Origin of the sequence: Nitrosospira sp. Nsp2 (assembly GCF_003050965.1) — a bacterium.
In the GTDB taxonomy this organism is placed as follows: domain Bacteria; phylum Pseudomonadota; class Gammaproteobacteria; order Burkholderiales; family Nitrosomonadaceae; genus Nitrosospira.
The window spans coordinates 1-13,523 of sequence record NZ_QAOU01000003.1; the positions used below are offsets into that span (position 1 = coordinate 1).

Genomic DNA, 13,523 nt, shown 5'->3' on the forward strand with positions numbered 1-13,523 from the left:
GCCCCGGAGACCGACCTCAACGAGAGCAAAAAGCAGGGCAAGATGGTCCTCAAACCCGAGAAAAAGGATGAGGACGATGACGAGGATGAGGAGTAGCGCGATCTATCCTCTTGCATCTCGTATCGCTTCTGCGGCGTTTCCTGTTACTTCAACCAAACCGCTGGCTGCTCCTTTCGAGGGGCCAGCGGTTTCAATTATTTAAGCCTGTCGCACTGACGATTTCGACCATCATTTTCCAGCCGGGATTTACGCGTGGATTCCCGATCTCCGTCTTCGCTCAAATGGCAGTATACTGAGCGTTTCTTACAAGTAGTAGCGCATAGAAGATAATGCTGCGTCACTTTCCCCAACCAAATACGGCCGGTGTTCATCGAATTCGTGACTACTTCATCGCGACCCTGACATTCACTTGCGTCGCGATTAGCCTTAACCTCGACGCAAATGGCAGCCTTGGGCAGCAAAATACCATGGGTCTCATCGCATGGTCATTTCTGTTCGGGTTGCTACTGGGCGAGAACAAGGAAGTCAGGATGCAAGTTATCGTGGCCGTGGCATTTGCTACGTTGGGGGAGCACTTCGCTTCCATCTACATGGGTGGCTATACTTATCGATTCGGGAATGTACCGGCGTACGTTCCGCCCGGTCATGGAATGGTTTATCTGACCGCCGTCGCCCTCGCCCGGTCCGGTCTTTTTCTGCTGCATGCCCGAAAGATAGCAGCCTTTGTAATCGTGACATGCGGAGCGTGGTCACTGTGGGGAATCAGCGGATATCCTGAGCAAGGCGACCAGGTTGGGGCGCTGCTGTTTTGTGTTTTTCTGATTTACCTGTTCAAGGGCCGCTCCCCCATGGTTTACCTGGCTGCCTTTTTTATTACCACCTGGCTGGAGCTGATTGGTACCGCCGCGGGGACCTGGAAATGGGCGACGCTTGAACCGATCTTCCAGCTGACACAAGGGAATCCGCCGAGCGGTGTCGCTGCCTGGTATTGCCTTGTTGACGCAGTCGCCATTGGGTCCGCACCTGTGTTATTAAAGACGCTAAAAAAAGGCACGGACTGGGTTAAGGCAGGGAAGCCAAAAAACGCTGAGCAAGGCGTGAGAAATGACTGAATGAATTTTACATCTTGCTGACAGTCTAATAATAAATAATCAATGACCCGTTTACGCACAAAACGCCTCACACATTTATTTCCAGCCCTTGTCCTCCACAATTTTCCTATTTATAAACTGTTCTGTTTGAACCGCTCCAACCGTCAACGTTGGGCGATCCAAACGTAATATATATGTCATTCGCTCAACTCAATCTTTCCGCTGAAATCATCCGCGCGATCGCAGATCAAGGTTATACAGAACCCACTCCGATCCAGACTCAGGCGATTCCACCCATCCTTGCAGGCAAGGACATAATGGGTGGCGCGCAAACAGGTACCGGCAAGACGGCAGGTTTTACCTTGCCGATGCTGCACCGCCTGCAGCCCGGCGCCAGCACCAGCGCTTCCCCCGCCCGGCATCCTATCCGCGCCCTCATACTCGTGCCTACACGCGAACTGGCGGTCCAGGTATACGAGAGCGTAAAGGCCTACGGCAAATACCTTCCGCTCAGGTGCAGCGCGATTTATGGCGGAGTCGACATCGATCCGCAAATAAAAGCATTACGTGCTGGAGTCGAGATTCTGGTTGCAACGCCGGGACGCCTCATCGATCACGTACAGCAAAAAACCTTAACGCTCTCCAAACTTGAAATTCTGATACTGGATGAAGCCGACCGGATGCTGGATATGGGTTTTCTGCCGGATATCAAGCGCATCCTCACCCTATTGCCGCCACAGCGTCAGAGCCTCATGTTCTCCGCCACATTCTCCGGGGAAATCAAGAAACTTGCGAACACCCTGCTAAAAGATCCGGTACTGATCGAAGTGGCAAGGCAAAATTCGATAGCTGAACTCATCACGCATGTAGTCTATCCCGTATCGCGAACCCGTAAACGAGAGCTCTTAACCTACCTGATCAAGTCGCAGGATCTGAAACAGGTTCTGGTTTTTGTTCGCACCAAGCACGGCGCCAGCCGTTTGGCTCAGCAGTTGGAAAGAGACGGAATTACGGCTACGGCGATTCATGGCGATAAAAGCCAGCCGCAACGTACTCAGGCGTTGGCGGAATTCAAGGAAGGCATTGCCAGCGTGCTGGTGGCAACCGATGTTGCCGCACGCGGGTTAGACATCGAAGACCTGCCACATGTGGTTAACTTCGAGTTGCCTACTACGCCCGAGGATTATATTCACCGGATCGGTCGTACGGGTCGCGCCGGCACCAAAGGTGATGCAATTTCCCTCGTGTGCGAGGATGAGCAGGAACTGCTGAACGGCATAGAGAAACTTCTCAAATTCAAACTCGATTCCAGAGTAATTACTGGATTCGAGGCCGACACAAAACTCGACCAAGGTGGTGAATCACAGCGTGGGCAGGTCAGGGACGCCCATGGAGGCGAAGCAGCCAGATCGGGCCAGAAGAAGCCTGTCGAGCCGCACCCTGCCGCGGCGGAAAAAAGCAAGTCACCGCTCCCGTCGGACGGACAATCGTCCCGAGGCCAAGCGGAGCTCAAGAGTTATCGGGGGCGCTCCCGCATGAGCGGAGGGAAACCTAAAGGCGTGGAGGACCCGTTATTCACCCAGCCTTATATCCCATCGCAGCCAACTTCGCCTGCCCCTTCAATCCCCCAGCCAACAGATAGCCCGTCACATTATCATCGCTCAGGGCGACACAACAAACCATTGGCTGCTCTATTTCGGCCACGTTCACCCGACAAACCCAAGCAGGACGAGTCGTGACATGGGAAAGCGCCTGACCCGAATCTATACGCGCACCGGCGATGACGGTACAACAGGGCTCGGCGATGGAGCCCGAACGGGCAAGGAGAGCCTGCGTATCGAAGCTATCGGAACAGTGGACGAATTAAACAGCCACATCGGGGTCTTGCTTTCAGGCAGGCTTCAGGAGGATATGCGCAGCCGGATGGAAAATGTCCAGCATGATTTATTCGACCTGGGTGGGGACCTGAGCATTCCCGGACGCGTAAGCATGAACGAAGCGCAAGTCAGCCGTCTGGAAAAAGAGCTCGACGAATATAACGCCAGCCTGGCTCCGCTAAAGGAATTCATACTGCCTGGCGGAACCCCTCTCGCCGCGACATGCCACGTCGCGCGTTCAGTGTGCCGACGAGCCGAACGGTGCGTGATGAGGCTTTACCGCGCCGAAACCGCGGTACCCTGCCACATCCATTATCTTAACCGCCTATCTGATCTTTTATTCGTGCTATGCCGCGTCCTCAACCGTGAACACGGGGTCGATGACGTGATGTGGCAGCCGGGTAAGACGCGTAGCATTGAGGCAGCGTAGGCGCCTTTACTGGCCGTTGACTTTTGGTTCCTTGCGCAAAAAACTGTCCAGTATTAGCGACGCCGCGCCGAGGAAAATGGCCGAGTCGGCAATATTGAACGCCGGCCAGTGGTAGCCGGCAACATGGAAATCGAGGAAATCGACCACATGGCCCAAGGCAATGCGATCCCACAGATTGCCTAGCGCACCGCCTAATATCAGGCTCAACGCCAGACAAAACAGTTTGTCCGCTGCATGCTTGCGCAGCAGATAGATGATGAGAATGGAAGCGCCCGCGGCAACAACGCTGAAAAACCAGCGTTGCCATCCGCCGGCGTCACTTAGAAAACTGAACGCGGCGCCGGCATTATAGGTTAGCACCAGATTGAAAAACGCCGTCAGCGGAATTTGTTCACCGTGAAATAATATAGCTTCCACCCAGCGCTTGGTGACTAAATCCAGCACCAGCACAACTAATGCAAGGGCAAGGCTGACCTGCAATTTCATCCCGCCCGCCACGTCATTGTCTCAGGCATACCGCCGGGCCTCTCCAGAACCATATAAATTGGATACGCAGCGCCCGCAAATGGTGGGGTGCGACGGGTCGACACCTACGTCCGCGCGATAATGCCAGCAGCGCTCGCATTTCGGGTGTGCAGAAGGGGTAACCCGGGTTGCTTCGCTGGCGGAATCCTCCGAACGAGATACTCGCGCCGACGATGTGACCAATATCAACCTGAGATCGTCTCCAAGCGAGTCGAGCAGCGAGAAATCCTCTCCGGAGGTGCGTATCTCCACGGCAGCAGCAAGCGATGAGCCGATCTCGCCCCGCACGCGCGCCTCTTCCAATCGTCCCTGAACTTGCGAGCGCAATTGGCGGATCCGCGCCCAACGGGCCATCAGTGCTTCTTCATCCTGCTGTAGCGGCAATTCATGCCATGTATGCAAGAGAACACTATCCTCAGTGGCGCCAATCAGAGATTGCCACACCTCTTCAGCTGTAAAGCTCAGGATGGGTGCAAACAGCCGCACCAGGCTGTGGGCGATATGGTGCAGCGCGCCTTGCGCCGATCGGCGCGGAAGGCCCTTTGCCGCCGCCGTATAAAGCCGGTCCTTGAGAACGTCGAGATAGAATCCGCCCAGGTCCTCGGAACAATAATTGTGCAGACGATGGACGATGAGGTGAAAATCGTAGCGCTTGTAATCCTCGGTCAAATCATCCTGAAGCCTTCTCGTGAAGGCCAGCATATAACGGTCGATTTCGAGCCACTCCTCAACCGGTACCGCATCGGCCACGGGATCGAAGTCCGCCAGATTAGCAAGAAGAAATCGAAGCGTGTTGCGTATGCGCCGGTAGCTCTCAACCACGCGCTTGAGAATTTCGTCAGAGATTGAAAGCTCTCCGGAATAGTCGGTAGAGCCGACCCACAGTCGAAGAATATCCGCTCCCCAGGTGTCCATCACTTTTTGCGGCGCGATGACATTGCCCTTGGATTTGCTCATCTTGTGACCATGCCCATCGACGACGAAACCGTGCGTGAGCAATGCATCGTAGGGGGCGCGTCCGTCAATCGCGCAACCCGTCAATAGAGAGGACTGAAACCATCCCCGATGCTGGTCGGAACCCTCCAGATATAAATCGGCGGGATAACAAAGCTCGGGGTTGCGCTTGAGTACCGTATCATGGGTTGTTCCTGAGTCGAACCACACATCCAGCGTATGTGTGAGTTTCTTGTAATCCTTGATTTCATGCCCAAGCAGTTCCTCCGCGTCGAGGCTGAACCATCCTTCGATACCCTGCTGCTCCACGCGGCACGCCACCTGCTCCAACAACTCACTGGTGCGAGGGTGCAGCTCCTGCGTTTCCCTGTTTACGAACAGCGCCATCGGCACTCCCCAGTTGCGCTGCCGCGACACGCACCAGTCGGGACGAGTTTTGACCATCGCATCCAGCCGCGCACGACCCCAGGAAGGATAAAACGCAGTTGCTTCCACCGCAGCTTTCGCCGCTTCGCGCAAGGTTTGGCTTACTTCTGCCGGATTGCTGTTCCTGACCCGCTTGTCCATGGAAATAAACCACTGAGGCGTCGCGCGAAAGATAATCGGTGTACGATGCCGCCAACAGTGAGGATAGCTATGCTGAAGCTTCTCCACCTTCAGCAACGTGCCGTTCGCCTCCAGCTGCTGAATTACCACCTCGTTGGCTTTCCACACCAGGAGACCACCGACGAGCGGCACATGAGCAAAAAACCGGCCATCGTCTCCAACGGGGTTTTCAACCGGCAAATCATACTTCTGTCCTACGACATAGTCATCCGCGCCATGCGCCGGAGCAGTGTGCACCGCGCCCGTCCCGGCCTCCATCGTGACATGGTCCCCGAGAATAATAGGGACCTGCCGCGGGTAGAATGGGTGCTGCAACAGGATATTTTCAAGCTGGCGCCCGGCACATCCTCCCAAGACGTTAACGCTGGCCCTATCGATGCCATAGCGTTGCAGCGCGCTATCAGCCAGTGCATCGGCAAGGAGCAAGCACTCACTCCCTGTATCCAAGACGGTGTAGTTAGCATCAGGATTCAGGCTAACCGCCTGGTTTGCGGGCAACGTCCACGGTGTGGTTGTCCAGATAACTACGTTAACCGGTTTAGCTGATACATCCGTCGAAACGGAGCCACCCGACTGGTTGCGGATTTTTTTCCAGAACGCATCAGCATCCACCACCCTGAATTTCACGTCTATCGCCGGCGAAGTCTTGTCTTCATATTCAACCTCCGCTTCCGCCAGCGCCGAACCGCAATCTATGCACCAGTTGACGGGTTTTTGTCCCTGATAGAGATATCCCCTTTCGTAGACCTTCCCGAGCGCGCGGATAATCCCCGCCTCCGTCTTATAATTCATCGTGAGGTAGGGGTGATCCCAGTCACCCAGCACGCCCAAGCGAATGAAATCCGCCTTCTGCCGCGTCACCTGCTCTTGCGCAAAAGCGCGGCACAGTTCTCGCACCTTGTCGCCCGGCAAATTCTTGCCATACTTTTTCTCAATCTGATGCTCAATCGGCAGCCCATGGCAATCCCAGCCAGGCACATAAGGCGCGTCGAAGCCGGCCAGCGTCTTCGACTTGATAATTATATCTTTCAATATCTTGTTGACCGCATGGCCTATGTGTATATCGCCATTAGCGTAGGGGGGACCATCGTGAAGCACGAATTTAGGGCGGCCTTTGCAAACTTCGCGGATTTTCTGGTAGAGGTTCTTCTCCTGCCAGGCCTTGAGCATGACAGGCTCGCGCCTGGCAAGGTCGCCGCGCATCGGAAAAGGCGTTTCAGGCAGATTGAGCGTCTTCTTATAGTCGGTCATGTGAGATAGGCGAAAGTCAGTTCGATCTTAGAAGCTTATTGCCGATCCTGGCTGTGGGCCGAGAGGTGCTGAAAAAGTTCTTCGCGTCCCACACGTCCTGCCCAATCTGTTTAGTGAGCGACGCAAGGTCCGGGTATTTTTCTTCATCCCGAAGTTTAAGCAGAAAATGCACGCGAACATGCTCTCCATAAATCTCACGGTTGAAATCGAACAGGTGCACTTCCAGAACCGGCAACCCATGCTCATGAACGGTTGGGCGCAGGCCCAGACTGGCTACACCTTGCAACGGCGAAGGCGAAAATGTCGATGCATCACCCTCCACCTCTACCGCGAATATGCCCGAAAGCGGCGGCCGGTTGTGCTTCAATTGAATATTGGCAGTGGGAAAGCCGATCTTCTTACCCAGCTTGTCACCACTGACTACCCGCCCGCTGATGCTATAAGGACGCCCCAACAGGCGTTGCACCAAATCCAGATCGTCGCAAGCGAGGGCCTGGCGAACCGCTGTGCTTGAAACTCGCAATCCATCCACGGTGTAGCCCGGCATTTCCTCCACATCAAAGCCGAGGTCGGTCGAAAATGCTTTCAACATGTAAAAATCCCCGGCTCGGCGAGCGCCAAAGCGGAAATCGTCTCCTACCAGAATCCAGCGAGCGGCAAGCCCGTGCTGCAGGATACGAACAATAAAATCTTCCGCCTGGATCTTTGCGAAGTCGAAATTAAAGCGGCATATCTGCACTCGTTCCACCCCGGCCGCCGCCAGCAACTCCAGTTTCTCCCGTAGGCTGGTGAGCCGGGTGGGGGCCTTATCCGGTGCGAAAAATTCGCGCGGATGTGGCTCGAAAATCATCACGCACGTGGCGAGCTCGAGCCGGGCAGCAGCATCCTTCAGACGCGCAAGCATCGCCTGGTGGCCGAGATGCACACCATCAAAGTTGCCTATGGTGAGCGCAACGGGAGCTTCAGCCTGAACGGGAATACCGTGGGAAACGCGCATGACATACAACTGCTAAAATACTGAATTGTAGCCTGTTTTATCTGCCCGGGTCTATACGGCGTGTATAAGAGCCATGCGAGACTGGCTCAATCGCAGAAAGGAATTTTTTCTATCGCAGTCTTGGGAAAGTGCCCCTGGAAGATTAAGCGTGTGTAATATCGCCGTCCTGGACCAATTCCATATCCGCCTTTTGTTTCCAACGAAGGGACGCTGTGCTAGAATTGCGCCGTAAAAAAAGAACCTTGGCATTTTGTTCGGTTAGATAAAGCCTTGGGCTTTCTGTTTAAAGTGGCCAAGTAGCTCAGTCGGTAGAGCAGAGGACTGACAACATGGATCGACGTCTCATGGCGAGACTTGTTGCAGAGAAGGCTAACATGACCTTTTGGGGGCATGTTAAGAACGGCGCAAGCCGGACGGCCGGAGCTAAAATCCTTGTACTGACATATTGCGGTTTTTGTTTAAAGTGGCCAAGTAGTTCAGTCGGTAGAGCAGAGGACTGACAACACGGCTCGACATGTATCATGGCGCGACTTGTTGCAGAGAAGGCTAACATGGCCTCCTGAGGGCATGTTAAGAACGGCGCAAGCCGCGCGGCCGGAGCTAAAATCCTTGTACTGACATATTGCGGTTTTTGTTTAAAGTGGCCAAGTAGCTCAGTCGGTAGAGCAGAGGACTGACAACAAGTCTCGACATGTATCATGGCGCGACTTGTTGCAGAGAAGGCTAACATGACCTTTTGAGGGCATGTTAAGAACGGCGCAAGCCGGGCGGCCGGAGCTAAAATCCCTGTACTGACATATTGCGGTTTTTGTTTAACGTGGCCAAGTAGCTCAGTCGGTAGAGCAGAGGACTGAAAATCCTTGTGTCGGTGGTTCGATTCCGCCCTTGGCCACCAAATGATTGTTTTATCCCGTCCAAAGAAGTCCGCGAAACCCGCTCCCATCCTGGCGATTAGCGGGTTTTTTGTTTTACGCCATTCATTCCCGTCCATTGCAATCCACCTACTATTGTTACTATATTTCGAAAATGCCTCCGGGGGATAGCGTGAAAAAAAGCGGACTATTTTTGAGCGTACAATACGGCGCTGCTATTTCTGTTTACGTTTCCGCGGGAGCGGGTTATGGAACCGATAGATCACTCCAATTTTAATGTTCGAAATGATGAAGGAATCACTCCACTAGAGGAACTTAGTTCCGATAGCACCGGCAGCGGGCTTGAGGCCGAGCCTGCACTCCCAGACATAGCAGACATTCGGGCACCGTTCGATCCGAAGTTGATTGATGTAATCACCCATCAACGAACAGTCGACTTGCTTATGGCACGTCTTGGGCATGGGGAGATGGACCTCTCTCCAGATTTTCAGCGCCGAGCAAACCTCTGGAGCAATGCTCGGAAAAGCGGCCTTATCGAATCCATGCTCTTACGTATTCCGATACCATCGCTCTACGTCGCTGAAGACAAGTCGGGAAACTATCAGGTAGTGGATGGGCTTCAACGGTTGTGTGCGATTGCCCACTTCGTGAGAGTCAGTAGCTTGAATAAAGAATTAAAGACGACTCTGGACCCGCTGAGGCTTACCGGTCTACAGTCTCTAAGGAACGACTTGGATAATAATGGGTACGATGATCTGCCGCGTCCCCTACAACGACGAATCATGGAAACCGAGTTAACCTTGCACGTAATTCGGGCTGGTACACCCCCCAATGTCAAATTCAATATTTTTTCACGGATAAATCAAGGCGGGCTGCCACTAAAATCTCAAGAAATTCGTAATGCGATCTACCCCGGTAAATGGCGCGAGCACATTCGAAATATGGCAGTAAGCCAGGACTTTCTTAGGGCTACAGAAGGAAAAATCAAAGGTGAACGTCTAGAGGACCATGAGTTAGTACTTCGTTTCGCGGCGCTTTATTCATTGCCTCAGGACGAGAAGCGACAACCTGATGAAAACTTAGATGAATTCCTAAACGAGTTTGTTGAAAAGCGGGCCGCTGGTTGGACCGAACAGAGGTGGCAAGAAATGGAGGCAGCCTTTAATCATTCGATGAGGGCGGCCCAACTTGTCTTTGGCCGTATTGCTTTTCGTAAATACTCTACTACCGATGAGGCTAGGCTGCCTATTAATCGCGGGCTGTTCGAAACTGAGGCTGTGGCTTTAGCCTGGCGTACCGATGAGGAGATAAACGCGTTAGCGGCACGCTCAAGCAAAGTCATAGAGGAATTCGGCCGCAAATTCTCTTCCGAGAAAGACTTTTCCAATGCACTTCTTTATGCGACGGGAAAGGGGTCAGCATCGAATAAACGGCTGGAGGTTATAAACGCCATCTTTGACGGGGCCCTCGATGCTTGACCGAGTTCGTCTGAACAATTTCAAAGCCGCGCGGAGTCTAGATCTGCCGCTGGCTCCCCTCACGATGCTCGCCGGTTTGAACGGCTCGGGTAAGAGTACAGTTCTGCAGAGTATAGCCGCTCTTCGGCAATCCTATCAGGTGGGGTTCGGGAATGGCTTGCAACTCCGGGGCCCCCTTGCCGTCCTCGGCCAGGGTATCGACGTTTTAAGCGAGGGCGCCAGAGACGAAACCATTACAATTGAAGTTGAGGAGGGGGGCGTCAAGTACCGCTGGGTCTGCAAAGTTGAGCCAGACGCCAACCAGCTCGAATTCATCGTATCGCCGCCCAAGGTACATCCATTCGTTACAACGCCAGATTTTCAATACCTACAAGCGGACCGCATTGTACCTCGCACGTTTTACCCTCAGGCTGACCAACACTCGCGAAAAGCCGGCTTTTTAGGAGGTAAAGGAGAATATACCGCTGACTTCCTAGCACGCAACGGCAATCGAATTGTTTCGGAACGGCGACGCTGCACCCAAGACGGCTTATCCGTAGAGGAGACCTTATGGGCACAGATCACCCCAACTTTCCAATTGCTTGACCAGGCAGCGGGTTGGCTGCAGCAAGTCAGTCCAGGTGTGCATTTACAAGCTGAACCGATTAGGGGGACTGATGATGTCATGCTCCAATTTCGATACATTGGCTCTAAACATGGCCGCTCTGGTTCGTATCGTCCAACCCACGTAGGTTTCGGTCTAACCTACAGTCTACCTATTTTAGTCGCCTGCTTGGCCGCCCCTCTTGGGTCATTACTCTTAATCGAAAACCCCGAGGCCCATTTGCACCCCAGGGGACAAGTTAAGATAGGGGAATTATTGGGGCTTTGTGCGGCAGATGGCGTACAGGTCATTGTCGAAACGCACAGCGACCATGTATTAAATGGTATCCGGTTAGCTGTTAAAAATGGCTCGTTAAAAAACGATGATGTAAAGCTGTGCTACTTCACACGGGATGTATCAAGCGGAGATTGCTACATTGAATTACCTGCGGTGATGCCAGATGGACAACTGACCAACTGGCCCACTGGTTTTTTCGACGAGTGGGAAAAAAGTCTCGATGCTCTCCTCAGTTGATAACCATGCGACCGCTTATATTATATTTTAACGAACTAAGTGTGCTAGCACACGAGGGGCCTGATGGGGAGGCTTTCCATAAACAGGATGCCTTAATGCTTTTTTCCTGCCTTCAAAAGGTCTCAGGGTGGCAACGCGAATTGATTGTTTCCTTCCCAGGCGGCCATTGGCACGCGATATACCGTAAAAAAACCCTGTCGAGGTGGATGGGAGAGTGGTTAGGACGAGATCAGTATCGATGGCTGTTGTCCAAATTGAAGAATTGTCGGCCGGCTGAGGTCGAAGTTTGTGACGTGTATTTCGAAAATAACAAGTCGTTGGGGTTGACCCTGACGCATCTCGCGAGAAGTTGGGCTTTCAGTTTCCCAACGTTCAATTCACTTTGGCTGTCCCCTGTCATTAAGGCGACAGAGTGGCGTCTTGTGGCGGGGGGTGTCGCCACGAGCCCATGCAGCGTGATGCATCTCGCTAATGAAGCTCATGCGCTGCATTGGAAGCAAGACCTATTAGATTGGGGCAAGAACGTAGCTAAAGAAAACACGATTAGTAAACTTGGGGACTACCCGATACAGATGTACCCCATGGATCATGGGCATCCACACGTTCATCTAATTGATCCACAGTTTAGCGGACCAAAAGGTAGTACCCAAACACTTGCTAAATACAGAGTGGACTGCTTTGAGCGCATGGAAGGACCTCCAAGATGGGATAAACAAATGCGGACATGGATCGAAGCACATAAGGAGCAATTGTTGTGCTCTTGGGGGCGGTGCCAGCGCGGCGGACATCCCTATCAAATCCAGAGTGGTGAAGGTGAAGGGTGATTTAGAGCGCCATAAAGCCTTTATTAATTGCTTCGGTTTGCCTGCCCCCCAGGAACAGAAAAAGACTTGGTAATGTTCTTATCTTTTTTTGTTGCAGCTAAGGAAAAGTAGTGGGGAGGTAAAGCTAATCTCCCACAATACCCCAATGCTATAGGAGAGAGGGTGGCTGCATGACAAGAGCTCCCTCAACGAATCTTGGTTCCCACTAAGACTGGTGCCGGGGGATTGTAGTTGCTGATTTCGGAGGATTTTGAGTTGACTTTCCCATTCGTCAGCAAGGCATCTTCCATTATCCGTTGAACGACTCACCGCTCGCCAGCTTCAAAACCCCTCGAATTTTTATCCCATTCCAGATTTCGGGAGGTCGATGAACTACCTTTTGCCTTTTTCTAAAGCTTGAGCATCAGATAGAGTTACACGCCGGAGCTACCAACAGCTACAAGAAGTCGGCTAGCAAGTAGACCACCCCATTCTCGGTCACGACATTGGTGTGGTTGGCAGGAACAATACTGAAAACGACAGGCGCTCGCTGTTGTGCTTAAGTTAGCCTAGTCCTCATGCAGGATGTCGAAACGCTCGGCGAGAAAATCAATTAACGCCCGCACAGATGGCAGAAGACCGCGCCGAGATGGAAATACCGCATGAATGATTTCGCGGCGCGGCGCCCAGTCGGGCACCAGCCTGACCAATAAACCAGCCGCCAACTGGTCTCGTGCCATGACTACCGGCAGCTGCACCACTCCGACGCCGGCCACAGCGGCATTTCTTAACGCAATCATGTCCGTCGTCACGAAGCGCGGGGTGTGATGAACTGTTGCTAGTGCACTATCGGGCCCATACAGCACCCACCGATGGGTTTGCTGCGGGGTTCCCAGGCCCATGCTTGGCCAGTTGCTCAGGTGAGAGGGGTCAGTAGGGAAGCCGAGCTGCGAGACAAGCGCAGGGCCGGCCACGAGGCATTGATCCGGCTCAGCCAGGACGCGCATGACCAGATCACTGTCCTGCAAAGGCGGCGGTCGCACACGCAGGGCGACGTCCACCGAATCGCTGACCAGATCGACGCGCCGGTTGGTTGCCTCCATGTGCACCGTGACGAGCGGATAGCGCATCATGAAATCGGCCAGCATCACTCCCACATACGCATGCACTAGGGGTAGTGGGCATGTCATGCGGATCACACCGCGGGGTTCGGCTCTTAGCGTGTCTACCGCTTCCTGGGCCGCCTCAGCTTCTACCAGCATCGCCTTGCAATGCATGTAATAGGTCTGCCCGGCTTCGGTAACTACAAAGTGGCGTGTCGAACGCTGGATCAGGCGGACGCCGAGCCGCTCTTCCAGCTTGGCGATGCGCCGGCTAAGCTTCGATTTCGGCATACCAAGCGCCCGACCTGCCGGAGCAAATCCGCCATGATCGACAGCTTGGACGTAGTAGTAGAGATCATTCAAATCTTGCACCGTACTACCTCATCGTTCCAAAAATAAAACTCTGCTAGCTAATTTAG

General features: G+C 53.4%; 10 protein-coding genes and 1 tRNA gene. 7 read left to right on the forward strand and 4 right to left on the reverse strand.

Features of this window, described 5'->3' with window-relative positions; translation table 11 throughout:
- Nucleotides 1-329: 329 nt before the first annotated feature.
- The 3 genes from C8R31_RS07710 (at nt 330) to C8R31_RS07720 (ending at nt 3,398) form a co-directional block, all read left to right on the forward strand.
- Nucleotides 330-1,112 (forward strand): hypothetical protein, encoded by a 783-nt coding sequence (locus tag C8R31_RS07710; protein ID WP_107693516.1) that lies wholly within the window; start codon nt 330-332, stop codon nt 1,110-1,112.
- A 173-nt stretch (nt 1,113-1,285) separates the two neighbouring features.
- Nucleotides 1,286-2,830 carry a DEAD/DEAH box helicase gene (locus tag C8R31_RS07715; RefSeq protein ID WP_107693517.1) on the forward strand — a complete coding sequence of 515 codons (1,545 nt, stop codon included), beginning with the start codon at nt 1,286-1,288 and terminating at the stop codon, nt 2,828-2,830.
- Between the two features lies 1 nt (nt 2,831).
- Nucleotides 2,832-3,398, forward strand: coding sequence for a cob(I)yrinic acid a,c-diamide adenosyltransferase (locus C8R31_RS07720; RefSeq protein WP_107693518.1), 567 nt, complete (start codon nt 2,832-2,834; stop codon nt 3,396-3,398).
- 6 nt (nt 3,399-3,404) lie between these two features.
- On the opposite strand, the gene lspA is transcribed toward C8R31_RS07720, so the two are convergent.
- The 3 genes from lspA to C8R31_RS07735 are packed head-to-tail and all read right to left on the reverse strand — an operon-like array spanning nt 3,405 to nt 7,731.
- A complete protein-coding gene (lspA, locus tag C8R31_RS07725; protein WP_107693519.1) occupies nt 3,405-3,884 on the reverse strand; it encodes a signal peptidase II in 480 nt (159 codons plus the stop codon).
- A gap of 21 nt (nt 3,885-3,905) precedes the next feature.
- The gene (ileS, locus tag C8R31_RS07730; protein ID WP_107693520.1) at nt 3,906-6,734 is read right to left on the reverse strand and encodes an isoleucine--tRNA ligase; all 2,829 of its coding nucleotides are present in this window, start codon (nt 6,732-6,734) and stop codon (nt 3,906-3,908) included.
- Between the two features lie 16 nt (nt 6,735-6,750).
- Nucleotides 6,751-7,731: a bifunctional riboflavin kinase/FAD synthetase gene (locus C8R31_RS07735; RefSeq protein WP_107693521.1), complete on the reverse strand. Its 981-nt coding sequence runs from the start codon at nt 7,729-7,731 to the stop codon at nt 6,751-6,753.
- Nucleotides 7,732-8,550: 819 nt separating this feature from the next.
- Between C8R31_RS07735 and C8R31_RS07740 the strand changes: the two genes are divergently transcribed.
- The 4 genes from C8R31_RS07740 to C8R31_RS16255 all read left to right on the forward strand — a co-directional run bounded on the left by C8R31_RS07740 (nt 8,551) and on the right by C8R31_RS16255 (nt 12,022).
- Nucleotides 8,551-8,626: transfer RNA gene (locus C8R31_RS07740), tRNA-Phe, on the forward strand.
- Between the two features lie 225 nt (nt 8,627-8,851).
- Nucleotides 8,852-10,081, forward strand: a complete 1,230-nt coding sequence (locus C8R31_RS07745; protein WP_107693522.1) for a DUF262 domain-containing protein — start codon at nt 8,852-8,854, stop codon at nt 10,079-10,081.
- Nucleotides 10,074-11,198 carry a DUF3696 domain-containing protein gene (locus tag C8R31_RS07750; protein WP_107693523.1) on the forward strand — a complete coding sequence of 375 codons (1,125 nt, stop codon included), beginning with the start codon at nt 10,074-10,076 and terminating at the stop codon, nt 11,196-11,198. Before C8R31_RS07745 ends, C8R31_RS07750 begins: the two co-directional genes overlap by 8 nt.
- Before the next feature lie 95 nt (nt 11,199-11,293).
- A complete protein-coding gene (locus tag C8R31_RS16255; protein WP_219907481.1) occupies nt 11,294-12,022 on the forward strand; it encodes a hypothetical protein in 729 nt (242 codons plus the stop codon).
- A 548-nt stretch (nt 12,023-12,570) separates the two neighbouring features.
- Here C8R31_RS16255 and C8R31_RS07760 read toward each other — a convergent pair.
- Nucleotides 12,571-13,476 (reverse strand): LysR family transcriptional regulator, encoded by a 906-nt coding sequence (locus tag C8R31_RS07760; protein ID WP_107693524.1) that lies wholly within the window; start codon nt 13,474-13,476, stop codon nt 12,571-12,573.
- Between the last annotated feature and the right edge of the window lie 47 nt (nt 13,477-13,523).

Coding starts and splice junctions, on each gene's coding strand:
- C8R31_RS07720 (WP_107693518.1), top strand. CDS start 2,832: ATGGGAAAGCGCCTGACCCGAATCTATACGCGCACCGGCGATGACGGT.
- lspA (WP_107693519.1), bottom strand. CDS start 3,884: ATGAAATTGCAGGTCAGCCTTGCCCTTGCATTAGTTGTGCTGGTGCTG.
- C8R31_RS07735 (WP_107693521.1), bottom strand. CDS start 7,731: ATGCGCGTTTCCCACGGTATTCCCGTTCAGGCTGAAGCTCCCGTTGCG.
- ileS (WP_107693520.1), bottom strand. CDS start 6,734: ATGACCGACTATAAGAAGACGCTCAATCTGCCTGAAACGCCTTTTCCG.
- C8R31_RS07715 (WP_107693517.1), top strand. CDS start 1,286: ATGTCATTCGCTCAACTCAATCTTTCCGCTGAAATCATCCGCGCGATC.
- C8R31_RS07745 (WP_107693522.1), top strand. CDS start 8,852: ATGGAACCGATAGATCACTCCAATTTTAATGTTCGAAATGATGAAGGA.
- C8R31_RS07750 (WP_107693523.1), top strand. CDS start 10,074: ATGCTTGACCGAGTTCGTCTGAACAATTTCAAAGCCGCGCGGAGTCTA.
- C8R31_RS16255 (WP_219907481.1), top strand. CDS start 11,294: ATGCTTTTTTCCTGCCTTCAAAAGGTCTCAGGGTGGCAACGCGAATTG.
- C8R31_RS07710 (WP_107693516.1), top strand. CDS start 330: ATGCTGCGTCACTTTCCCCAACCAAATACGGCCGGTGTTCATCGAATT.